The 23,229-nt window shown below is 67.7% G+C and carries 22 protein-coding genes and 1 pseudogene; 10 read left to right on the top strand and 13 right to left on the bottom strand.

The features are described from left to right. The first annotated feature begins 896 nt into the window (after positions 1-896). Complete coding sequence (locus ACFQEY_RS08725) at positions 897-1,373, top strand: 50S ribosomal protein L11 (protein ID WP_379767291.1); 477 nt, start codon at positions 897-899, stop codon at positions 1,371-1,373. Between the two features lie 137 nt (positions 1,374-1,510). Beyond that, on the top strand, positions 1,511-1,798 hold the full coding sequence (locus tag ACFQEY_RS08730) for a transcriptional regulator (RefSeq protein ID WP_379767294.1): 288 nt from the start codon (positions 1,511-1,513) through the stop codon (positions 1,796-1,798). A 132-nt stretch (positions 1,799-1,930) separates the two neighbouring features. Here the strand turns inward: ACFQEY_RS08730 and ACFQEY_RS08735 are convergent, their stop codons facing one another. Both ACFQEY_RS08735 and ACFQEY_RS08740 read right to left on the bottom strand, forming a co-directional pair. Continuing rightward, the gene (locus ACFQEY_RS08735) at positions 1,931-2,380 is read right to left on the bottom strand and encodes a universal stress protein (protein ID WP_379767296.1); all 450 of its coding nucleotides are present in this window, start codon (positions 2,378-2,380) and stop codon (positions 1,931-1,933) included. Positions 2,381-2,521: 141 nt separating this feature from the next. After that, a complete protein-coding gene (locus ACFQEY_RS08740) occupies positions 2,522-4,414 on the bottom strand; it encodes an ATP-binding protein (protein WP_379767299.1) in 1,893 nt (630 codons plus the stop codon). A gap of 108 nt (positions 4,415-4,522) precedes the next feature. On the opposite strand from ACFQEY_RS08740, the gene ACFQEY_RS08745 reads away from it, so the two are divergent. Then, positions 4,523-4,858, top strand: coding sequence for a DUF7113 family protein (locus tag ACFQEY_RS08745; RefSeq protein ID WP_379767302.1), 336 nt, complete (start codon positions 4,523-4,525; stop codon positions 4,856-4,858). 80 nt (positions 4,859-4,938) lie between these two features. Here the strand turns inward: ACFQEY_RS08745 and ACFQEY_RS08750 are convergent, their stop codons facing one another. The 5 genes from ACFQEY_RS08750 to ACFQEY_RS08770 all read right to left on the bottom strand — a co-directional run bounded on the left by ACFQEY_RS08750 (position 4,939) and on the right by ACFQEY_RS08770 (position 10,758). After that, complete coding sequence (locus ACFQEY_RS08750; RefSeq protein WP_379767304.1) at positions 4,939-5,130, bottom strand: hypothetical protein; 192 nt, start codon at positions 5,128-5,130, stop codon at positions 4,939-4,941. 66 nt (positions 5,131-5,196) lie between these two features. Then, positions 5,197-5,955, bottom strand: coding sequence for a helix-turn-helix domain-containing protein (locus ACFQEY_RS08755; RefSeq protein ID WP_379767306.1), 759 nt, complete (start codon positions 5,953-5,955; stop codon positions 5,197-5,199). Between the two features lie 191 nt (positions 5,956-6,146). After that, entirely contained in the window at positions 6,147-6,902 is a 756-nt protein-coding gene (locus ACFQEY_RS08760) for an SIMPL domain-containing protein (protein WP_379767309.1), read from the bottom strand. A gap of 123 nt (positions 6,903-7,025) precedes the next feature. Further along, complete coding sequence (locus ACFQEY_RS08765) at positions 7,026-9,275, bottom strand: formate/nitrite transporter family protein (RefSeq protein ID WP_379767312.1); 2,250 nt, start codon at positions 9,273-9,275, stop codon at positions 7,026-7,028. Positions 9,276-9,483: 208 nt separating this feature from the next. Next, complete coding sequence (locus ACFQEY_RS08770; RefSeq protein WP_379767548.1) at positions 9,484-10,758, bottom strand: TIGR00341 family protein; 1,275 nt, start codon at positions 10,756-10,758, stop codon at positions 9,484-9,486. A 136-nt stretch (positions 10,759-10,894) separates the two neighbouring features. On the opposite strand from ACFQEY_RS08770, the gene ACFQEY_RS08775 reads away from it, so the two are divergent. Both ACFQEY_RS08775 and ACFQEY_RS08780 read left to right on the top strand, forming a co-directional pair. Next, complete coding sequence (locus tag ACFQEY_RS08775) at positions 10,895-11,146, top strand: hypothetical protein (protein WP_379767315.1); 252 nt, start codon at positions 10,895-10,897, stop codon at positions 11,144-11,146. 199 nt (positions 11,147-11,345) lie between these two features. After that, positions 11,346-12,227 (top strand): homoserine kinase, encoded by an 882-nt coding sequence (locus ACFQEY_RS08780; RefSeq protein WP_379767317.1) that lies wholly within the window; start codon positions 11,346-11,348, stop codon positions 12,225-12,227. Between the two features lie 564 nt (positions 12,228-12,791). On the opposite strand, the gene ACFQEY_RS08785 is transcribed toward ACFQEY_RS08780, so the two are convergent. Beyond that, a complete protein-coding gene (locus tag ACFQEY_RS08785; RefSeq protein WP_379767320.1) occupies positions 12,792-13,778 on the bottom strand; it encodes an NOG1 family protein in 987 nt (328 codons plus the stop codon). A gap of 216 nt (positions 13,779-13,994) precedes the next feature. Between ACFQEY_RS08785 and arcD the strand changes: the two genes are divergently transcribed. From arcD to ACFQEY_RS08800, 3 genes are all read left to right on the top strand, one after another. Next, entirely contained in the window at positions 13,995-15,461 is a 1,467-nt protein-coding gene (gene arcD / locus ACFQEY_RS08790) for an arginine/ornithine antiporter ArcD (RefSeq protein ID WP_379767323.1), read from the top strand. A gap of 103 nt (positions 15,462-15,564) precedes the next feature. After that, on the top strand, positions 15,565-16,077 hold the full coding sequence (locus ACFQEY_RS08795) for a DUF2240 family protein (protein ID WP_379767326.1): 513 nt from the start codon (positions 15,565-15,567) through the stop codon (positions 16,075-16,077). Then, positions 16,077-16,541, top strand: a complete 465-nt coding sequence (locus tag ACFQEY_RS08800; protein WP_379767329.1) for a hypothetical protein — start codon at positions 16,077-16,079, stop codon at positions 16,539-16,541. The genes ACFQEY_RS08795 and ACFQEY_RS08800 overlap by 1 nt, the downstream gene beginning before the upstream one ends. 30 nt (positions 16,542-16,571) lie before the next feature. On the opposite strand, the pseudogene ACFQEY_RS08805 reads toward ACFQEY_RS08800, so the two are convergent. Further along, a pseudogene (locus tag ACFQEY_RS08805) lies at positions 16,572-16,901 on the bottom strand (methyl-accepting chemotaxis protein); the annotation flags it as partial. A 98-nt stretch (positions 16,902-16,999) separates the two neighbouring features. Here ACFQEY_RS08805 and ACFQEY_RS08810 point away from each other — a divergent pair. Further along, positions 17,000-18,352, top strand: coding sequence for a DNA double-strand break repair nuclease NurA (locus tag ACFQEY_RS08810; protein ID WP_379767332.1), 1,353 nt, complete (start codon positions 17,000-17,002; stop codon positions 18,350-18,352). Positions 18,353-18,854: 502 nt separating this feature from the next. Beyond that, the gene (locus ACFQEY_RS08815) at positions 18,855-19,265 is read left to right on the top strand and encodes a hypothetical protein (RefSeq protein WP_379767335.1); all 411 of its coding nucleotides are present in this window, start codon (positions 18,855-18,857) and stop codon (positions 19,263-19,265) included. A 103-nt stretch (positions 19,266-19,368) separates the two neighbouring features. Here ACFQEY_RS08815 and ACFQEY_RS08820 read toward each other — a convergent pair whose 3' ends face one another. From ACFQEY_RS08820 to ACFQEY_RS08835, 4 genes are all read right to left on the bottom strand, one after another. Further along, positions 19,369-20,097: a CPBP family intramembrane glutamic endopeptidase gene (locus ACFQEY_RS08820; RefSeq protein ID WP_379767338.1), complete on the bottom strand. Its 729-nt coding sequence runs from the start codon at positions 20,095-20,097 to the stop codon at positions 19,369-19,371. Positions 20,098-20,175: 78 nt separating this feature from the next. Beyond that, positions 20,176-21,468: a glucose-6-phosphate isomerase gene (locus tag ACFQEY_RS08825; RefSeq protein WP_379767341.1), complete on the bottom strand. Its 1,293-nt coding sequence runs from the start codon at positions 21,466-21,468 to the stop codon at positions 20,176-20,178. A 107-nt stretch (positions 21,469-21,575) separates the two neighbouring features. Continuing rightward, entirely contained in the window at positions 21,576-22,136 is a 561-nt protein-coding gene (locus ACFQEY_RS08830; protein WP_379767344.1) for a class I SAM-dependent methyltransferase, read from the bottom strand. A 126-nt stretch (positions 22,137-22,262) separates the two neighbouring features. Beyond that, positions 22,263-23,229 (bottom strand): aminotransferase class V-fold PLP-dependent enzyme (locus ACFQEY_RS08835; protein ID WP_379767347.1); only part of this gene is annotated, 967 nt, incomplete at its 5' end.

Raw genomic sequence — 23,229 nt, forward strand, 5'->3', positions numbered from 1 at the left:
ACTTTGGTAATTTTTGCCTCTGTTGAAATCCACAGATGTTGACAGAATCTGTGTGCTGAATACAGAGCGCCGTTTAATAGAGCCGACTCTGTTGGAATTCTATTCTTTAGACAGTTTTTCGTCCGGAACGGCTGGTCGCTGAAGACTGCTTCTTGATCGATTGCGGGAGTGGGTGTTGCAAACCGCCGCTGTCGACGAGGTATTTAAAAGATGTGAGCAGGGCGGCGACGACTGTTTATAAATGACCGTGGCGGTGGCGTCGCCGGCGGCGGAGCCGCCGGCTGCTAGAGGCGCTTTGCGCCTCGCTGTCGCCGGACTACGTCTGGCTGTCACCGGGCTTTGCCCGGTTGCCCGAGGGACTGTGTCCCTCGCTGCCAGAGAATCTTCGATTCTCGCTGGTCGCCGCGAGCGCCTTATAAAAGCCCGAAGCGGCAGCGAGGCGCTACGCGCCTCTGCCAACCGGCGTAAAGCGCCGGTGACGAGGCTGGGGAGGCGTGAGGTGCGGTTGCGGTCCCGCGAGCGGAGCGAGCGGGAGTACGGAAGTCGCAACGCCGAGCGGAGCGAGGCGATCGTCTTCCGGTGGTGCTGTGCGGGGAGGGCCTCGCGGCTTGGGCTTTGTAAGTGTTCACCGCACCGTCAATCACTTATAAGCAATCAACACCGGATACACAACGATTCACCGCGCTGCCAACGGCTTATAACCAGCGAGAGCGCTGACGCCAATCGCCGGGACAAGAACACCAAATCGTCATCGATACTCGGTCGGATCCACCGGGGACGAACCGGAGGCGCGTTTGCGGTCGTTCAGCGCCCGACTCTGCCGGTCGTGTGCGAATCGCTGGCTCCCGCTGCCCGAAAGAACAACCGTTAAAAGTCGTCACCGGGTTCGTACGGGTATGGCTGGAACTATCGAAGCGCTCGTCCCCGGCGGGCAGGCCAATCCCGGCCCGCCGCTCGGTCCCGAGCTCGGACCGACGCCGGTGGACGTACAGGACGTCGTGTCCCAGATCAACGACGAGACCGCCGCATTCGACGGGATGGAAGTCCCCGTCACCATCGAGTACGAGGACGACGGCTCGTTCACGATCGAGGTCGGCGTCCCGCCGACGGCGGAACTGATCAAAGACGAGGCCGGCTTCGAGACCGGCTCCGGCGAGCCGCAGAAGGACTTCGTCGCGGACATGTCGATCGAACAGGTGAAGAAGGTCGCCGAGCAGAAGTCGACCGACCTGCTCGCGTACGACGTGAAAAACGCCGCCAAGGAGGTCGGCGGCACCTGCGCCTCTCTCGGCGTCACCATCGAAGGCGAGGACGCTCGGACGTTCGACGACCGCGTCGACGCCGGCGACTACGACGACGTTCTCGACGCGTAACTCGCGTTTCTCCGCTTCATTTTCGATCGGCGGCGTTCCGTCGTGGTGTTTTCCGCGCAGCGTTCTCACCGAATGGCCCGCTCTCGCCTAGAGACGCTGTCAGCGTCTTTTTATTCGCGACGCGCCGAGTCGCTGACATGCCCGATCTAAACCCCGTCGCAAAACGGATCCACAACGTCCAGCCGCGGCCGGTTCGTCTCACGCTCGACGGCGGCGAGACCGGCGTCTTCGAGTTCTCCTCGACCGAATTCTTCCAGCGCGAGTTCCGCGGCGAGGGGATCCGCACCGACGAGGACGTCGACGCCGCGTTCCGGCTGATAACCTCCGAGGACAACGAGTCGGTGCTGCTCGGTCGCTCCGGCCCGGATGAGGAGGGGTGGACGGTCGTCGGCGAGGTCGTCGACGCCGAACGCGTGGACGACTGACCCGATCGACTCACTCCGGTCGATTCGTTCTTGTCGACTCACGCTGGTCGACCACCGGTCTCGCCCTCACCGAACGGTCGACGCGCCCTCACCGAACGGTCGACGCGCCCTCACCGAACGGTCGAAGCGCCCTCACCGAACGACCGTGACCGGGACCTCGGCGCGCCGGACGACGCCCTCGGCGACGCTCCCGAGGAGGACACGCGACAGTCCGGTCCGTCCCCGGCTCGCGAGCACGATGTGGTCGAACGGCTCCGCGGTCTCGTCATCCCCGACCCCCGCCTCGCCGCCGGCGACCGCGAGGATCGTCGCGGTCGGTCGACCGATCTCCAGTCTGGTGTCGACCTCCCGGTCGACCGCGCCGGTCGCCTCTCGCAAGATCCGCTCGCCGCGTCGTTTGGCGCTGTCGTACCACTGATCGACCGCGCCGGGGAACCCACCCTCCGCGCCGGTCGTCGAGTCCGCCGGATTGATGACGTGCAGCGCCGTCAACTCGGCGTCAGGCCACTCCGTGGCCGCGAACGCCAGCGCCTCGGCTGCCTCAGTCGATCCGTCGACCGCCACGAGGATCCGTTTGGTCATACCGTCGTTTCGTCCGGTCGCCTCAAAAAGAGTGCCGCCGACTCCGGGAAGCTGGCGATTCGCGGTCGCACGAGTCGGTCACGCGCGTGTCGGAGATCATCCATCATCCTCCGTCGCACGGCCACGCCACGTGTCGAACGGTCACTCCCCGTGTCGCGTCACGCACTTCGAGAGGCCGATCAGCTCCACGGGCTCGGAGTTGTCCGGCGAGTAGACGACCATCTGACCCTTCTCCATGTACGGCACCTTCCCGGCGAGGTTCGACGGGATGTTCACGCTGTTGATCGCGTCCTCGTCGCCGAGATTCAAGACGATCTTCGTGTTCACCTGCTTGAACACGGACTCCGCCACGTCCTGCGGGTCCTGCGTGATCAGGAACAGCCCGAGACGCTCCTTTCGCCCCTGCTTTGCCGCCTCGGTGAACTTCTGGACGACCTTCTGGGCCTGCACGTTGTCGGCGTCCGCGAGGAAGTTGTGCGCCTCGTCCATCCCGATGAGGAGCGGCGTCTCCTCGATCCGGTCGCTGTCTGGGTCGTTCGAGAGCTTGTCGTCGACGAGCAGGCCCGCGACCGCGAGCACGACAATCTCCTTCTGTCGCGAGGTGGGGAGGTGGTAGGTCGGGATCACGGAGAGCCCGCCGGGGCGGACGAGGGTGTGATCCAGCTCCGTGATCGGCTTCGCGTCCTGATCGAACACGCCGCCGGGGACTCCGCGGACCCGTCGTTTCACGGCGTCGAACGTCGCCTCGTGGATCCGACCGCTCTCGTCGAGTTCCTCTTTGAGCGCAGGGTCGTCGAGGTACGAGAGGAACTGACTGTAGGTGCCCGAATCGCCGTAGTCGCGGAAGAACCGATTGAGCAGCGTGAGGAGGGCCGGGTACTGGTTATCGTTGAGCCCTGAGCCGGCGACGAGCCACGGCATGTCGCGAGCGAGCGAGAAGGGGATCGTGAACTCGACGCGCTCCGCGCGGTGACCCTCACCCGGGTACGTCGCGTTCGCGACCCGCGGCACGAGGGCGACGGTGTCGTCGTGACCGCCGTGTGCGATCCCCTCGCGCTCTAAACGTCGGGCGAAGTTGGCGTCGAGATCGGGGTTGTCGTCGTGCATCTGGGCGTACTCGTCTTGGGGGTCGAACTGGACGACAGCCATCCGCGACTCGCGCCCGTCGCCGGTGGGATACGTCCGATCCGAGTCGAGGTACTGCCGGAGGACGTTCTTCGAGGCGTGGGTCTTCCCGGAGCCGGTCCCGCCGGCGACGAGGGTGTGCCGGAACGCGAGGGGGTCGCCGTCGGCGTAGTCGTCTTTCACGCGGTAATCGACCGTGGGCGGCTCCGCGGCCGTCCGGACCTTCTCGCCCCCGACGGAGAGGTGTCCGAGGAAGACGCCATCGTCGGGGATCTTCAGCCCCGTCTTGATCTCGGCGTCGTCGGAGGCCTCCTCGACGACCGCTCCGGGCTTCGGGACCCGATCGGTCATCCGGCGTTTCAGGTCCTCTCCCGCGCCGTAGACGACCGACATCGGCTCCAGTTCGGCCATGAACTTGTAGTCGCGCTCGGCAAAGTCGTCGCGTCGCATCTGCCGCCGGGCGTGGATCTCCGTCGCGTCGTCCGACTGAAACTCCTGGGCGTACTCCAGCCCCGTGATACGACAGAACAAGCGCTCCCCGTCCGGGTACGGTATCAGCAGGTACTTCCCGAGCCTGACCGCCTCGCGGTTGCCGGTCGTGACGAACGCCTTCAGCGACGTCTCGTCGTCCTCCTCGGAGACGCGAAGCCCCTGCGAGACGGAGACGACGCCCAGGCCGACGTCGTCGCCCGCGGGGGCGACGTCGTAGGCGGCGAACTCGGCGGAATTCCCGTCGCGGTTCGCGGAACTCCCGTCGCGGTTCGCGGAACTCCCGTCGCGGTTCGCAGAACCCGGATCGGCCGCAGCGTCGCCCCGATCGTCCGGGCGGTCGGCGGACGAGTTCGACGCGTCGGCGTCTCCGTCGCCGTCGTCCCCCTCGGTGAACTCGGTGAAGTCCTCCAGCGTCATGAGGGATCCACCGCCGCCCACCCCGAAAGCGTTTCCCCCTTTCGTCGGCGCTCCGGAGCGCTCTCGCCGCCGCGGGCCCCTTTTCAATCTCCAGCCCGTATCCGTGCCATGATACTCGTTCGCGGCAGCGGCGGCGGGACCGACCTCACCGGGACGGTCTTCGAACGGGGTGAGGACCCCCCGGTCTACGAGGGAGCCCCCGACGAAGACGCCCCGTACGTCTGGGTGTGCGACTCCTTCTACGAGGTCGAGAGCGGCGGGTCCGCGCTGCGCGTCGACGGCGAGGAGATCCGGATCGCCTTCGAGGAGCCGATGCCTCGCGGATTCGACACTAAGTCCACGGCGGTCGACGCGGCGAAGGAACACGTCCGTACGCAGTTCGCGCGAATCGGCGTCGACCCCGACGGCGTCGAGGTCGAGGCGACGAAGGCGGATCCGGCCTGAGTCCGACGCGGTCGCTACACCCGACCGAACGATATCGCCCTCCGAAGCCGATACGATATCGGTTCAAGCGGCGACGGCGCTCACTCCGTTCCGTCCTCGGGGTCACAAACGCCGAGCGGGAGTGACCCGGGATCGAGGTCGTCGTCGAGTCCTTCGTACGCGTCGTCGATGAGTCGGGCGAGTTGCGTCTCGGGGGTTACCCCGCGGGCGGCCGCGAGCGCCGTGAGGCGCTCGTACTGCTCGGCCGGAACGGACACCGAACCCTGGTTCATACTCGTCGCTGGACTCCGGAGGTACAAAAGGATTGTTCGAAATCCGCCACAACGGCACGCTCCCAGTCATTTTCGGTGGGGATCCGCACTCGTACCACCAGTCTGGTCGTCTTCCGACGCCTGTCGATCTCCGTTTTCCGCCCCTTCGAACCGATCGAACAGCGCGTTCATGACCGTCGATTCGGCCCGCGAGAGGTGTTCCCACACAGTCGTCGAGCCGAGTCCGAGAGCGTCGGCGACGTCTTCGACGCCCACGCCGCCGCCGTGGTCGTAGTAGCCGACCGCGATGGCCGTCGAGAGCACCTCCCGCTGCCTGGCGGTGAGCCCGTCGAGGATGCCCGATGCCGGCATCCCCGGCGGACGCTCTATGGACGCGAGCTCGACGTTGCGCGCGAGTTCGACGTCGTTACCGCCCTCCTCCAGCCGCCGGATCACCGCCGAGAGATCGTCGTCGGCCTCGATGTACACCGTCCAGCGCTCGATCCCGCCGGCGATCGTGGTCCCCATTCTGTAGTGGATGCCCATCTCCGAGAGTCGGGCGCGGATCCCGTCCCACCCATCGGTGTCGATGATCAGCGCGACGTACGCGTGCTCGCCCGTGACCGGGGAGAGCGGCTCCGCCTCGACGACCGCCTCCGCCCGCCTGAACTCCTCGATGAACGATCGAATCTCGTCGGTCGGCCCCCGAAGCTCCATTATCCGTTTTCGCTCGGTTCCACTCCCCGTCATCGAGGAAACCGACCGGAACGTAACCTCCGGGTGTCGGGCGCTCACTTCGGACTCCGGCCCGCCGCGATGGCGAATTCGGAGCGTCACTTCGCGCATACGCGCTCAGACGCCGCGGACGTTCAAACGATTTCCGGACGCCGCGGGGTTGACATCCTCCCCGCCCTGACGGGCGAGAATTCCCGCGTGGGACATCGGGCCGTTCCCAAACCCCCGAGGACTTCCTCCCACGAAGGGAGTATCGGACGGGCGGCTTCCCCTCGACGCACTTGCGGTCCGCGGATGAATCCTCAGGCTCGTTGGGCCTCGTAGACGACGTTGACCGTGACTCGCACGCTCACGTCACCGGTCTCGATACCGGTCGCCGCGCCGCCGGCACCGTCGTCGCCTTCGGCCAGCATCGCCGCGTCGGAGACTCTGTACGGCGAGACTCCGGATCCGCCCGTCGAGATGGTATAGGCCCCCTCGACCGTCAGATCGCTGGAGCCCGCGAGTACGTCGGCGTCGGCGTCGGCGTTCTCCATCGCGTTCTCGATGGCGGTCTCACGGACCTCGCGTTCGCGCTCCTCGCTCAGTCCGAACTGGATCCGCTGGACCTCGTCCGCTCCCGCGTCGACGGCGACGTCGATGACCTCGCCGACCGCGTCCACGTCGTCGATCGCGATCTCGTACTGGTGAACGCCCTCGTACTCGGTGTGCTCGGGGTCCTCGCGCGAGGGCCGAGTCTCGTGAACGTCGTACCGCTCGGTCCGGATGTCGTCCTCGTCGAGTCCCCAGTCGGTCAGCGCCGAGCGAAGCTCCCCGTCGCTGGCGGTGAGATCATCGCGGACGGTTTGGGGATCCGATCCCGTCGCGGTGACCGCCACACTGACCGTCGCGCGGTCCGGCTCTGCGGTGGCCTCGCCGTCCGCGGTCACTTCGATGCTCCTGTCGAGTTCAGTCTCGTCGCCGACGCCGGAGCCGCCGGTCGACCCGACGAGCCCGGAACAGCCCGCCAGCGCGACGAGCGCAACGACTCCGACGATAGCGCCCAGCTTTCGGTTCATACCCGTCCATAAGGGTCTCCTCCCCAATAAGTCGCCGTATGGACAAAGAGCCGTTTGCGCTATCAGACGCGACGGGTTTCAGGCGCGCGGATCCTCGTCTTCTCCCGCGCCGTTACCGTCCGATTACGCGCCCTCTGTGCCGCCGTCCGCTTCGTCGATGTCGTCCTCGTCCGCTTCGTCGATGTCGGCGTCAGAGCCGTCACCGTCGGTACCGTCGTCCGCTCCGCCCGCTCCGTCCGCCCCGTTCGCATCGTCGTCATCAGGGTCCTCGTGATCGGTGATGACCGCCGGCTCCGGCGGGACGCCGTCCGCCTCGTCCGCGTCTTCGGCGGGAGCGTCGGCCTCCCCGTCGGGATCCTCGTGGTCGGTGATGACCGCCGACTCCGCGTTCTCCCCGTCGGTCGTCCCGTTCGGTCGGTCCTCGCGCTCGTCGGCGGCGGTCTCGTCGGCATCGTCGGCGTCGTCCGGCGCGGACACGTCGGAAGCCGAGTCGTCGAGTCCGGTGGGGTCGGCCCCGGCAGACTCGTCCGGGTCCCGAGCGACGGCTCCGCCCGGCGGTCCGGCCTCGCGTCGCCCCCTGCCGAACAGCCGATCGCGCAGGGAGCGACCGCTCGGGCGCTCCGCGAGGAGCAGCGAGCAGTCGACGTCGTGAATGATGTCCAAGTGCAGCGAGTTCGAGACGAGGCGCGAGAGCAGCCCCTTCTCCGTCGCGCCGATGATCACGAGGGTGTTCTCGGCAGCCTCGCGAACGATAGCGCCCTCGACGTCGCCGCTGTCGTCGACGATCCGCTCGGCGGTGTCGAGCCCGTGTTCGCTCGCCCACGCGGCGAGGAATCCCTCGCCCTTCACCCGGTCTTCGGGGCCGTCGACGACGTGCAGCAGCGTCACGTCCGCGCCGGCGGTCCGCGAGAGCACGCCGGCAACCTCCGCGCCCAGCGTCGAGTCCGGACCGCCGGAGGTCGGGAGGAGCACCCGCGAGGTGTCGAGGTCGCTCTCGCTCAGGATGAGGAAGTCGCAGGGGAGCTGGTTGGTGAGCTCGTCGATCGGCCGCTCCGCGCGGGCCGCGCTCCACAGCTGGTCCTCGCCCCAGCCCATCAGCACGGCCTCGGGCCGCGTGCGGCGGGCCATGTTGAACACCTCCTCGAAGGAACGGTGGGAAACCACGGTCGACGTCGAAACGTCCACGTCGTACCCCTCCGCGATCTCCCGGAGCCCCTCCATCCCCTCCTCGGAGACGTCTGCGATCCGGCCGGCCCCCGCCGAAAGCGACATCCGCTCAGGGGCCTGCACGACGTGGACGATGTGGACGAGCCCGTCCTCGTGGTCGCTCGCGAGTTGGCTCGCGAGCTCGACGATCGGTCCGTCGGTGCGCGGGTTCGTGATGGGGACCATGATCCGATGCCCCTCGTTGGCGAACAGCGTCGCCTCCGTGGCGTCCAAGATCGGGACGTACGACCGCCCGGCCGCCCGGCCGAGCACCCACTCCGGGACCGTGAGCCGACGGGTCACCCCCTCGAAGCGCGCCTCCTCCAAGCGCTCCTCGCTGGTCTGGAAGTAGTTCACAATCGTGACGAGCACCACCCCGCCGATGGTGTTCCCGAGCAACACCGGGATTACAAAGCCGGTCATGCCAACGATGACGCCGACCTCACCGGCGAACACGAGGTAGGCGAACTCCGTGAAGGAGACGACGACGTGATAGAGGTTCCCGAGCGGGACCGCGAGGAACGCCATGTACACGACCGCCAGCCGGGTGAACGAGTCGGACGACGCGAAGCCAACCCAGACCACTCCGGCGACGATCAACCCGGCGATGGCGGCCTTAAAGAAGAGCGCGGTGGGATCCGCTTCGACGCCCTTCCGCGAGATCTCCAGTGCGGCCGCAGCGGCTTCCGGGGAAAACACGCCGCCGTACGTCAACACGGCCGCGCCGATTCCGCCCCCGATCAGATTTCCGGCGAGGACGATCCCCCAGTGGCGAAGCAGCGTCGGAATACTGGCCAGCCGTTCGAGCGTGAGCGCCACCGGCGGAAGCGTGTTTTCGGTGTAGAGCTGGTAACCGCCCATAATGATGTAGATGAATCCGAGGGGGTACAGCATCACGCTCAACACCGGGTGGCCGTCCGTCGACGCTGTCATCGAGGCGTACAACAGCACCGTGATCGTGATCGCCAGCCCGGCCGCGAGTCCGCTGAAGAACAACTCGCGCCCGCCGGAGGTCACCTCCTCGTCGGCGGCGGCGATGATCCGCTGGAACACCTCGTCCGACGAGAAGCGATCGCGGACCGCCTCGCCGACCGCCGGTGCGCCGCTACGAGAGCGCTCGACGACCTCGCGCATCGAATCGTCGTCGGGTCGTGTAGAGTCAGTCACTACCCTACCACTGTCGCCACAATAAAAAGTACTTCCTCTTTCGGCATGCGCCCCGAAAAAAGGTAATATTGTATTTTCCACTCGTGAAAGAAGTGGATCGTCCGATTCTGTGTCAAATTCCGCGTCGTGCGTCACGTCGGAAGAAGCGGATAGCGTGCTCGGGCGCATAAATACATGCTGAGGTGTACCATGTCACGCCCGGGCGCACTCAGGCGCGCTCGATCGTCACGACGCGCACCTCGACGTCGACGTCCTCGTCGATCGCCGTCTCGATCCGACGATCGAGGGCGTGTGCGACGCCGTCGACCGTCCCACCGGGCGGTGCACCGACCGTGACGACCACGCGCTCGGTGTCGAGCGGCGGGAGCGTGCCGCCTCGTTCGATGCTCAACTCGAGCAATTCCAGTCCGGAATCCAGCGCGGCCAGTTCGTCGCCCACCGCGGTCCGTACGTCCGATTCCGTCGTCGACGCGACGTACGATTCGTACGTGACGCCGCCGAGGAACACCGAGAGAACGGCGATGGCGACGACGAGCACGGCGACGCGCTTGAGGAACGCCGCTCGCGCGTCGTCCTCGCGGAACCAGCGCTGCGGTCGGTACCCTTCGTACCACAGCACGATCAGCGCCGAGAGGTTGATCGAGAGGACGTTCACCGCGACGATCACGCCCGCGCCGAGCACGAGCCGAGGGATCTGGAAGGCGATACCGATACCGACGGCGGCCGCCGGCGGTATCAGGGCCACGGCGATCATGACGCCCACGAGCGTCGCCGAGACGCCCGTCATCAGCGAAACGATCCCGGCGATCCCGGCACCGATCGCCACGACGAGAACGAGGACGTTCGGCGCGAGCCGCTCCGACACCTCCGCGAGTTCGAGCGGGTCGAGCCCGGGCGGGACGAACGCGAGCGTTCGGAGCGCGAACGCGAACAGCGTCGCGGCGGCGACGGCGACGGCGACGCCGAGCACCTGCATCCGCACGCCCCGCCGGAACATGTCCTCGTCGTCCACGACGGTGCCGATCGCGGCAGACATCGCCGGACCGATGAGCGGCGCGATCACCATCGAACCGACCACGGTCGCCGGCGAGTCGAGGAGGAGTCCCGCCGTCGCGATCACCGCCGAAATCACCGTCATCAACACGTAGGTTCCGAGTCCGGAGGCGAGATCGTCGGCCTTCGCCTGGAGCTCCTCGCGGGAGATCCGGTCACCGCCGCGCTCGGAATCCTCGGCGTACTCCGCTTCGAGTGCCTCGAACCGCCGGGAGATGACAGTCTCGGCCGCGACGATGACGGTGTAGGTCCGCTCGTCGATTCCGGCCTCGCGGAGCCGTTCGAGGACCGGTTCGACGGCGGCGGTCGGGAGCGGGAACGTCGCGACCGCAGTGTACTCGCGCCCGCTCGTCTCGTCGGTGACGACGTAGTCCACCCCTTCCTCGTCGAGCGCGCGCACCACGGCGGCGCGCTTCCCCGCCGGAATCATGACCTGAACGAGTCGCACGATCCGTGGTGTCGTCCACGGGACTTATAAGGAGGCGGTGCAGCGACCGCGTTCGTTCCGACCGACCCCGAGCGAAACGGAACTTTAATGCGCGAATCCCTCACACCTTCGGACAAGAATGCTCTCGCCGCTGGCCATCGACACGTTCCTGCTCGACTACCACCTCGGGCACGTCATACTGCTCGGGTTCGTCGTCTCGCTTTTGGGAGCCGCGCCGCTGAAGTCTCAGAGAGTGATCGCCTCCATCTTCGTCGGGTTCGGGACGATCTTCCTCATGGCACCGTACACGACGATGCCGCAACTGTACGTTCTCGCCGGCATCCCGCTGGTCCTCATCGGAGCGCTGCTGTGGACGATGGCCGGTCGCTGATACCGGGATCCTCGCTATCGCTGATATCGGACTCCCCGCGGTCGCTGTCGGGTCCCCGATCCGAATGTTCGCGTTTTCTCCACGTTTCACGCGTTTGCCGAACTCGTTTACCGAACTCGGTTGACGGATTGTCTCCGCTCTCCTCGGTGCTCGCTGTTCGATCCCGCTCCTTTTTGCACCCCGAGCGAAACTGGTCGCCATGGTCACGGTACGGGCACCCGCCACGAGCGCGAACCTCGGAAGCGGGTTCGACGTGTTCGGGGCGGCCCTCACTCGGCCGGCGGACGTCGTCACCGTCGAGAAGGCGGCGGAGACGACGATCGAGGTCACCGGCGTCGGGGCCCAGTACATCCCCGAAGATCCCGAGAAGAACACGGTCGGCGCTGTCGTCGACGCCCTCGACGCGCCCGCTCGCATTCACATCGACAAGGGCGTTCGCCCGGCCTCCGGGTTGGGGTCGTCGGCCGCGAGCGCCGCCGGCGCTGCGGTCGCGCTCAACCGGTTGTACGATCGAGGGCTCTCCCGCTCCGAGCTGGTCCCGATCGCCGCAGAGGGCGAGGCGGTCGTCTCGGGCGTCGCGCACTCCGACAACGTCGCGCCCTCGATCCTCGGCGGGTTCACGGTGACGACGACCGAGGGGACCCACGCCGTCGACGCGTCGATCCCGCTCGTCGTCTGCCTGCCGGACGTCGCCGTCTCCACGCGGGACGCGCGCCGGGTCGTCCCCGAGACCGCCTCGATGGAGCAGCTCGTCGAGACGGTCGGCAACGCCGCCACGCTCGCGGTCGGGATGTGCCGGTCCGACCCCGACCTCGTCGGTGCCGGCATGAGCGACCCCGTCGTCACCCCCGAGCGCGCCCGCCTGATCACCGGCTACGACGACGTCAGGGAGGCCGCCTTCGACGCCGGCGCAGCGGGCGTCACCGTCAGCGGCGCGGGTCCCGCGATACTCGCCGTCTGCCGTGCCGGCCGGCGACGGTCGGTCGCCGGCGCGATGCTCGACGCCTTCTCCGCGGCCGGGATCGAGGCCCGCGCCTACCAGACCCGGATCGGCCGAGGATCGACTATTCTAGACGCGTAGCCGGAGCTCGTGAATCGGTTACGTCGATCGGCTGTTTATAAATAGTTAGTGGCGCAGATGTCTGCGTGATTGCCGGCGGCGGGGTGAACTTCTCTGTTGTTCGACCCCTTTATTTATAAGTGGCTGTTGGTACACGGAATTCCTCTAACGCTCACCAGCCGCTTGCTTATAAGTCTGTGACGGCGCGGTGAACACTTCCAAAGCCCCAGCCGTGAGGCGGGCGCACACTCGCTGTGCTCCTCACTCGGTCGCTACGCTCTCTCGTTGCGGTGCTTGCGTCGCCTGCGCCCGCCTCACGGCTGCCCCTTTGAATCCCACCCCGTAACCGCACCCGCACCTCACACCTCCCCAGCCTCGCGGCTCCTTTCAGTCGCCGCGTCCCTCGCGGGCTCCTCGCGCCCTGCGGGCGCTCGGAGGCGCGCCACCGTACCGCATCGCTCATTTATAAACAGTCGTCGCTGTCGTGTGTTATCTTTGAATACCGCATCACCGTAGTCAGTTAACGACATCCGCGTCCAGCGTCGATCTGTTCGAATCCGTGGCGGAGGCGGTCCGGTTCGTCGCTCACTCCTCGCCGTCGCGCGTCGGCAGACCGGGATCGAAGGCGACCGCGTCGACCGCCATGTCGAGGACGTCCTCGACGTTCTCGTCCTCGGTGACGCTCATCGTCGCGTCGACGGATTCTGCCTTTACCGCCTCGAAGCGGTCGTGTTTGTTCGCCACCGTGAGGAACGGGACGGCCTCGCCGAACAGCTCGCGAACCTCCTCGCGGAGTTCGAGCTGGACGTCGAGGGGGTAGCCGCAGTCGCCGGAGGGATCGAGCACGAACACGACCACGTCGGCGAGGTGTTCGAGCGCGCCGACCGCCTGCCGCTCGATGTCGTTGCGCTCGTCGGCCGGCCGGTCGAGCAGCCCGGGGGTGTCGACGATCTGGTACCGAATGTGATTCCGCTCGAAGTGACCGATCTGGACGCCTTTCGTCGTGAACGGGTACTCCGCGATCTCGTTGGACGCGCGGGTGACTCGATTGACGAACGACGACTTCCCGACGTTCGGATAGCCGGCGATCACGATGGCGGGCTCGTCGGATCGCACGTCGGGGAGAACCTTCAGTTGGTCGCGAGAGTCGCCGATGTACCGAAGGTCGTCGCCGATCTGATCCATCACGTCGGCCATGCGGGCGAACGCCTGCTTGCGGTGTTTCCGCGCGGTGTCGACGTCGGAATTGCGAACCTTCGTCGTGTACTCGTCGCGCAGATCCTCGATCTGCCGGCTTGCCCACATCACCTGCGAGAGCGCCTGTCGGAGTCGGTCGACGTCGACGATGGCGTCGGCCATCTCGTAGTAGAAGGGGTCGACGTCGAAGCCGAAGTCCGGCCACGAGACGACGACGTTCTCCAGGTTGTCCGAGAGCACGTTGCCGGCCGTCCGCAGCATCGACTCCTGCGCCTCGTGACCGCGTTTGGCGCGTCCCGCGCGCGCGGCCCGCGAGAACGCCTTGTCGACGAGTTCCTCCGAGCGGGGTGTCGTCGGGAGGCCCTCAAATATCATGTTGGCCACTCTTGCCCACCGACGCGTATAAGACCGTCCGTTCGGCGATCCCCGCGACACGCCGGCGCACGGTCGGAAGGAGCGACGTTCGACCCGGTCGGGCGGGATGACACCCCCGCCGTTCCTCACCCCCCCGCGGCGACGACGATGAATGATCATTATATAGTTCGTGCATATTTCGAGCCATATTTATGCTTCAAGGGAATATATGCCTCCATGACGAATTCGTTCACGCCCACGACGTTCGAGGACATCGATCCGGACCGACGTCCCGGTCTCGCGGCCGCGCTGGTCCCGGTTCTCGCCGTCGTGGCGTTCTTGGGCATCGGCTCGGCCGTGCTGGGACTCGACCCGCACGCGCCGCTCCTGTGGAGCATCGCCTTCGTCGGGGCCTTCGGCCTCTGGCTCGGCTACGACTGGGAGGCCCTCTTCGACGGCATCGCCAACGGGCTCATGATGGGCCTCCAGGCGCTGCTCATCATCTTCACCATCTACGGACTGATCGCGACGTGGGTCAGCGCCGGCACGATTCCGGGACTCATGTACTACGGGCTGGAGATCCTCTCGCCGACGACGTTCCTCCCCGCGGCCGCGGTCGTCGCCGCCGTCGTCGCCTTCGCCATCGGCTCATCGTGGACCACCGTCGGGACGCTCGGCGTGGCGTTCGTCGGCATCGGTGCCGGACTCGGCGTTCCCGCGCCGATGACGGTCGGTGCCGTCCTCTCGGGGGCGTACGCCGGCGACAAGCAGTCGCCGCTCTCGGACACGACGAACCTCGCCGCCGGCGTGACGAACACGGACCTGTACGCGCACATCCGGCGGATGCGGACCGGCACCGTCGCCGCGTTCGGCCTCGCTGTCCTCGGCTTCCTCGCGCTCGGTCTCCGCGCGAGCGGCGAGATCCCCGCGGGGCGGATCGCCGACATTCAGGGCGCGCTCGGCGAGACGTACGCGATCACGCTGCTCGCGTTCGTCCCCCTCGCGGTCACGTTCGGGCTGGCGTTGCGCGGGTACGCCGCGTTGCCGACGCTCGTCGCCGGCGTCTTCGCCGGCGTGCTCACGACGATCCTCGTGCAGGGCTCCGGCTTCGTCGCCGCGTGGGACACGTTCATGTACGGGACCGCTCCCGAGTCCGGCTCCGACCTCGTCAACGAACTGCTCGCGACGGGCGGGCTCACCGGCTCGGCGTGGACGATCACGGTCGTGGTCGCCGCGCTGTCGCTCGGAGGCATCCTGGAGCGGACCGGCGTGCTGGCGGTCATCGCCCACGCGTTCACCTCGACCGTCCGGAGCGCGGGCGTCCTCGTCGCCGGTACGGGCGTCTCGGCGATCGTCATCAACGCGCTCACCGCCCAGCAGTACATGAGCATCGTGCTTCCGAGCGTCACCCTTCGGAACACCTACGACGAGTTCGGCCTCGACAGCGACCAGCTCTCGCGCGCGGTCGAGGCCGCCGGCACCCCGACCGGCGCGCTGTTCCCGTGGCACGCCGGGGCCGTCTACATGACTGGCGTCACCGGCGTTCCCACGCTCGAATACGCGCCGTACTTCCTGTTCGCGTTCCTCTCGCCGCTCGCGCTGTTCGTCATGGCGGCGACCGGGTACACGCTGGAGGCGACTCCGACGGCGGCCGCGGTCGACGCCGGGTCGGTCGTCGACTCCGCGCCGACCGACGACGACTGAATCCGCCCCGTCCCGCCGTCGACGTTTTCATCCGCCGTCGACGTTTTCACCCGTCCTCCGCAGTTCGGTAGATTTACCGCCGTCGCCCTCCCGGCTATCGAACATGAGCCTCGAGGTCGCCGTCGCCGTCCCCTTTAAACATCGCGCGAAGGAGAGATTGGGCGAGGGCGAGTTCGTCGTCGCGCTGTCGCTCGACCGCGACTGGTTCTCGCCGGATCAGGCGAAGCGTCTCGTCGACGTCGCGGTCGGTCGCGGACTCGTCTCCGAGGAGGACGGTGACCTCGTCGCGCGGTTCGATCCCGACGACGTGGTCGTCCCCGAGGAGTTCACCCCCGACGAGGAGATCCTCCGCGAGCAGTCGACCTTCGAAACGGCGCTCGACGCGATCGTCGCCGAGGGCGTCGAGAAACAGCGCGCGGTCGCCGGGATCAACGAGCTGCAGCGCGCGCTCGCGGTCACCATCGAGGCGGCCGCCGTCCTCTTCGCGAAGGAGCACGGTGCCGCCGTCGATCACCTCGCCGCCGAAGTTCGTGAGGAGCTGGCCGACGACGACGCGGCAGATGACGGCGGCCGAGCGGATCCCGCAGACTCGGGTAGCACCGCGGAGGCCGAGTGATGGTCGCGGACCGCCTGACCGACGGCGTCCGGATCGGTCAGTTGCTCGCCTCCGAGATTTCCGGTAGCGAGGGACGACTGCGCGAACTCGCACTCGCCGACGCCGACCGCGACGTCGATCCGACCCCGGACGGCGCGCTCGCGTACAGGGTCGTTCGACAGAAATCGATCGACGGCGACGCGGTCAGTGACGAAACAGGTGGCGAAGCCAAGAGCGTCGACACCGAGGGCGACGGCCCCAAAATCGACCCCGTCGCGGAGGTCTACGTCCACCCAGACCGCGTGCGCGTCGAGTTCGTCAGCGCGCCTGAGCGTGTCGCCGACGCGGCCGCCGATGCGAGGCTCCGCGTCAGGCCGAAGGCGGTCCGTCCGCCGCGAACGCTCGTGTTCGTCGAGGACGGCGCGCAGGTGAAGCGGGTGCTACCGGTCTTCGAAGCCGTCCTCGCGGACGAGCCACGCGCGTAGCCCCGGGACGTTCACCGAGCGTGCGGAGCGTCAGTCCGACTGCCTGCCGTCGCCCACCGCGACGTTCCGTCCCGCCGACGCCGTCGGGGCGTTGGAGCCGGTCCGAACATCGAACTTCCGGAGTAGCGACTGCAGCCGTTCGGACTGATCGGAGAGGCTCTCGGCCTCCGCAGTCGCCTGGGACATCGCCGCGAGCTGTTCGTCGGCGGTCGCGGACGCCTCGTCGGCCTCGTCGGCGGTCGCGGACGCCTCGTCGGCCTCGTCGGCGGTCGCCCGACTGATGTCCGAGACCTCCTCGGCCATCGAGACGGTCTCCTCGGTGCTCGCGGCCTGATCGTCGGTCGCCTCGCTGATCTCGCGGTCGAGCCGCGACCGGGCTCGGGGATCGAACCGCGGTCTGGATCCGCGGGTGGGCCGCGGCCGGACGCTTTTAAGACGACCGGGTCCGCAGTACGCCCGTGACGCTCGATCCGATCCACGTCGAGAACATCGCGCGGCTCGCGTACGGGATCGCGGGCGACGTGGACACGACCGACCACGACGACCTCGCGGGCCGGGTGTGGCGCGACTGGCTCCCCGAACTCCGTCGCGACGGCCGCACCGTGATCGAACCCGTCGGCGATCACGAGCGCCGGCGGGTGCCGATCGACGACGCCGCCCTCGCCGACCGTCCGTTCGAGACGGTTCACGGGCTCGATTCCGGGACGATCAACCCGACGACGTTTAAAAACGGGCTCGTCGTCGACGTCGCTCACGCCGCGATGGCGAGCGCGCCGACGGACCTCGATCTCCACCGCGACCGGACGATCGTCGCGACCGTCCACGTGGGAGACTCGACCGCCGATTTCGACGACGACTGGCGGAAGCGCGACGACGGTCACACCCGCCAGCGCGTGCTCCACGCGCCGCGGGTGAACCGGTACGCCGAGGGCGTCGTCCACGCCCTCGCGTTATACCTCGCCGAGGGGACTCACGCGCTCGATCACGCCGACCGCGTCGACGACCTGCTCGTGCTCGACGGCCCCATCTACCCGAAGGAGCTGTTCACCTGGGACGACCGCAACCCTGAACTCGGCGCGCTCGCCCGCGAGGCGAAACCGCGCTCGGTGGTCGAGAACTACGTCCGGCTCGTCGAGCGGTTCGTCGAGCGCGACGTGCCGCTCGCCGGCTTCGTGAAGAACCCTGCGAGCGGCACCATCGTCCGCGCGCTGTCCCGGAAGGGCGTCGAGCCGCCGTGGCCCGACGACACGGCGCTTTTCACTCGACTGCTGGAGCGTCGAGAGGGCGACGACGGCGGCGACGGCAGTCGCAGCAAAGGCGGCAGCGACGGCGGTAACAGCACCGTCGGCAGCGACGGCGGTAGCAACAGCGTCGGCGTCGGTAACGGCGACGAACGACCCGATCGCGTCGACGACGAGCTCACCTTCACCACGTGGTTCCACAGTCGCGGCGGTGCTGACGAGACGATGTCCGCCGATCGCGACGCGCTCGGGATCGATCGCGAGTACGACCCGGAGCTGTACGAGCCGACGTTCATGGTCGTCTACGACCCCCGAACCGACGTGACCTACAAGCTCGAGTCCCCGTACGCGTTCACCCGCGACGCCGACACCCGCGAGCGACTGACCCGGCAGGTGATCGCAGACGTGGCGACCACGCGCGGACCGCCCGAGTCCGTTTCGAAGGCCGACGAGCTGGCGCGGATCGCCGCCACGGAGAAGGCGGCGCTCCGACGGAAGTTCGAGGAGCGGTTCGACAGCGACCAGCAGGCCACCTACGACGACCTCCGATGGGGAAAGACGCGGTTCTAGCCCCGGAAGCCGGCCGACATCGGTCGAATTGACTTCGTTGAAATCCCCACTAGTGACCCGTCCTGACACATCCGCGGTCAGCACGGAACCATCGATGAGCGATAGCGGAAGTAGGTATTACAGATCGCCCCCGCCGACGCGATATTTAAAAGATGAGCGGGAGAGCAACGACTGCTTATAAATGAACTCGCGGTGCGGGGCTATGCGGTTGGGCTGGGACTCAAAGGGGCAGCCGGGAGGCGGGCGGAGGCGACGTAAGCACTGAAGGAGCGAGCAGCGCGAGCGACTGAAGCGCGCAACGAGCGTGCGCCCGCCTCCCGGCTGGGGCTTTGGAGGAATTCATCGCGCCAGCAACGGTTTTTAAGCGAGCGGCTGGGGCTTTGTAAGTGTTCACCGCCGGTCAACACCGGGGACGTGCCCACCAGCAGCTCCACGTTCAATTGGTTTATCGAACAAGCGCGAATGGCCAAAGGCCTAATTGGCGGTGCTACGTGGGTCGCTTATGTCACTGAGGCGGCGAGCCATTCTCTTGGGCGGTGCGGCAGTGGCTGGATTTGGAGCTATCAGTTATCATCAATTGACGACGTGCAACGAGATCGCCTGCTTTTCTTTTGAGTATCAGGGGGCTGATGACGCGCCCAACGTATTAGATATTCAGCATTCGGGTGGGCAGGAGCAGCTGCCCGCGGGCGACGTGTACGTTAGCGAAGTCGTTGTCGATTGGGAGTCCCGAGAGACGGACACACTCACGTGGGCTGCGTTGGCTGATGATATGGAGCCGAGCGATACGATTGATGGCGATGAAATACGGGTACGACTCATGACGGGGAGGGATATCGTGACGATCCTGTGGCGTCAGGACGATGATGAGCAAGTCATCGAAGCGTGGGTGTACGACGACGATGTTTCATGAACAGACCCAGTCACACGGCTGATTCAGTGTTCGTCTGGCGAAAATACCCACCGTGTTGACTACCTCCTCACCCGCCCACAATCGGATCCGTCGCTTCCTCTCCTCACACCACTTCCGCGAGCAGCACTGCGTAGATGACGGCGTTGTACACGCCGTGGGCCAGCCCGGGGACGAGGACGTTGTCGGTCCGCTCGTAGAGAGCGCCAAGCACGCAGCCCAACGCGACGACGACGGCGACGTACGCCCAGCGCTCCGGGGTCGTCCCGGAGACCGACGGAAGGTGGACGAGCCCGAACGCGAGGCTCGCGAGCGCGATCGCCGGGATAGCGTCGAACGCGCGGCGGAGCCCGCCCTGCACGACGCCGCGGAACAACACCTCCTCGACCGGGCCGACGATTAGCAACGAGACGGCGATCATGACGAGGTAGTACGTCACGGGGTCGCCGTCGGGCACGACCGCCTGGTTCTGCCCGGTGGTGAGTCCCACCTCCCCGAGCACGAAGAGCGCCCCGTACTGGAAGGCGAAGAGGACGAGTCCGCCGCCGACGACGAGGGCGGCGTCGAAGGCAGTCGGCCGCGAGACGCCCACGATGTCCCACTCGTCGGTGATCGCGAGGTACCCGACGGCCGCGATCAGGAACCCGGCGAACTGCAGCACCGTCCGAAGCGCCTGCAGACCGGTCGTCCCCTCGGCGACGAGCCCGAGCGAGACGGCGAGCCCCGACGCGGGACCGGTGATCGCGCTCGCGACGAGGAGGGCGAAGACTATCGCGAACGCCGCGCTCGCGACGCGGAGGAGCTGTTCGATCGCGGCCGGGGGGCGCTCGCTCATCGGCGACGGTACGCCGTGGGGAGGTTTAGACGCACCGGAAGCTGACCGGAATCGGGTCGTCGAGACGATCGACTCGGTTCAGGACCGCTCGATCCGGTGCTCGCGCTTGTTCGCGACCGCGGCGGCCTCCTCGAAGTCGCCGCCGCCGAGCAGGCCCCGGGCCGCCTTCTTGCCCCACTCGACGGCGGGCTGCGTGAACGTCGAGACGCTCGCGAGCTCCCCGTACAGCACGCAGGCCGCCTCCATGCCGTACAGCAGCTCGCCGAGGCTCCGCTCGTCGACCCGGTCGATCTCGAGTCGGACGTTGGGGACGCCGGCGGCCGCGAGGCTCGCCTCGGTCGCCTCGAACTCCGCGTCCAGCAGGTCCGCGAGCGACGATCCGCCGAGGTACGCGAGCCCGTCGAGGTCCGTCTCGGGAATCGGCGTGGAGGAGCGCTCTGTCGGCCGGATCAGCGAGACCAGCTTGTCCGGCGGGCCGGCCCGGTACAGCTGGAGCTGGGAGTGCTGGTCGGTCGCGCCGAGCGCGCGCGCCGGCGTTTGCCCGAGCCCGTCCTTGCCGAGGCTCTCGGCCCACAGCTGCGCGAACCACTCCGCGAACGTCTCCAGCGACTCCGCGTACGGCATCACGGCGTTCGTGAGTGCGCCGCGCTCGGCGAGCGCGTACGTCGCCGCCCCGTAGGCGTACGCCGGCGTCTCGAACAGCGAGCCCGACAGCGACGTCATTCCGTCGCGTCCGCCCGCCAGGACGGCCTCGACGTCGTGGCCCTGCAGCGCCGGCACCGCGAGCCCGACCGTCGAGATCGCGGTGAAGCGCCCCGGCACCCCCTCGGGCACGTCGAGCGCGGGCAGGTCGTGCGCGTCGGCGAGCGCGCGGAGGTTCCCCTCCTCGCCCGTCGTGACGAGAGTGCGCTCCGTCCAGTCGACGCCTGCCTCCGTCATCGCCTCGCGGACGACGAGGAAGTTCGCGAGCGTCTCCGCGGTCGTCCCCGACTTCGAGACGACGTTGACGACGGTCTCGGAGAGCGGGAGGTCCGCGAGCAGCGCGTCGACCGCGTCGGGATCGACATTGTCGAGGAAGTACGCGTCGACGTCGCTCTCCAGGGCGTTCGCGAGCGTCGCCGCACCCAGCGCGCTCCCGCCGATGCCGACCGTGAGGACCGCCTCCGGTCGATCGAACCGGCCGGTCGCCGCCCGAATAGCGTCGAGATCCGCGGTTTCCGGGAGGGTCAGGGCCGCGTAGCCGAACTCGTCGTCTGCCATACCGGCCGCGATCCGATCGTGGGCGGCGGCGACTCGCGAATCGAGCCGGTCCAGCGTCTCCGTCGTGAGTCCCGGCGTCGTCTCCAGTGCGTTTCCGAGGTCCACGTTCATACCCGTCCACGCGGGCGAACGCGGCTTAAAACCGTTCGTTGGCACGCGTGAGCGCAGTGGTGACGAGCCCGCAGCCGTGCTACGGTAGGTGCGAGCCCGCAGCCGCGCTACGGTGAGCGGGCGACGACCGCGAACGTCTCGGTGCGCGTGGACTCGAATTCGACGTCGAACCCGGTCCCCTCCAGCATCTCGACCGCGTCGCTCGCGGCGTACCGCTCGCCGACCGGCGGGCCGTCGTCCCCGTCGCCGTCGGCAGACCAGTCGAAGACGGCGAGCCGCCCGTCCGGTCGAATCACGCGAGCCAGCTCCGCGACGGACTCGGGGGTCGCGAACTCGTGGTACGTCATCGTCGAGAACGCGCCGTCGAGCGCGTCGTCGTCGAACGGGAGGTCGGCCACGTCGCTTACGACCAGTTCGACGTTCTCGGGGACGCCCTTCTCGCGGTAGAGCGCGTGCATCTCGTCCTGCACGTCGACGCCGTAGACGGCCCCGACGTGCGGCGCGACGTCGTTGGTATAGAAACCGGTGCCGCTGCCGAGGTCCGCGACGACGTCGTCCGACGAGGGGTCGAGCCCCCCGATGACCTCCTCCGCGGACACCCAGCGATACCGAACGTCGGGGCGCTCCAGTCGGTCGGCCTTCTCGACGTCGAACGTGTGAAAACCCATATTCGGTCTTGCGCGCCGGACACTATAACGCGTCCGATCGGCGAGTCGAGACGGACGGTCCGCCCACTCGCAGTCGGCTCGCTCACCATTCCTCGGTCGGCCCGCTCATCACCCCGATCGGCTCGCTCACCACTCCTCGGCGAGCGCGTCGACGAGCCGGTCGATCTCCGCCTCCGCGGAGACGGCGTGAACCGACGCTCGGATCGCGTCGGGGTACGGGAGCGAGCGGACGACGACGTCCCGCTCCGCGAGCCGCTCGACGGTCGCCTCGGGGTCGTCGACGTCGATCGTGACGAGCCCGGACTCGAACTCGCGGGGACTCAGGAGTCGGTCCGCGGGCACGCCGTCCTTCAGTCGATCGGTGAGCGCGGCGATCCGGCGTTCGATGGCGTCGAGACCGACCGCGTCGATCGCGTCGAGCGCCTCGACGAGCCCGACGTGGGCGGCGGGGGTCGTCGTGCCGACCTCGAATCGCTTCGCGCCCGCCTCGTACTCGATCTCGGGCGCGTTGGGGTCCGTGACGCTGCGATACCCGACCGCGCGCGGCGCGAGGTCGGTCGCGGCGTCGCGGTCGACGTACAGGAACCCGGCCCCCCACGGGCCGAGCACCCACTTGTGACCGGCTGCGGCGACCGCGTCCGCGCCCCACGCCGACACGTCCATCGGGACCTGCCCCGGCGACTGGACGGCGTCGACGAGCGTGAACGCGCCCGCGTCGTCGGCGATCTCCACGAGGTCGGCGACGGGAAGCCGCGTGCCGTGCGTCCACGTGATCGCGCTGAAGCAGACGAGTCGAGCGTCGGGGACGGCGTCCGCGTACTCCTCGCGGTCGACCCGGCCGTTCTCGGTCTCCAGGACGCGGACATCGACGCCCTCGCGTTCGAGTCGCTTCCACGGGAGGATGCCGGCGGCGTGCTCGAGGTCGGTCCGGACGACGACGTCACCCGGCTCCCAATCGATCGCGCCCGCGATCCGGTTGATCCCGTCGGTGGTGCTCTCGGTCAGCGCGATCTCGTCGGCCTCGCTCCCGACGAACTCGGCAACCCGCTCGCGGACCGTCTCGTACGTCTCGAAGGCGCGACCGTACGGGTCG

The organism is Halorubrum trueperi, assembly GCF_042662525.1.
GTDB classification, from domain to species: Archaea; Halobacteriota; Halobacteria; order Halobacteriales; family Haloferacaceae; genus Halorubrum; species Halorubrum trueperi.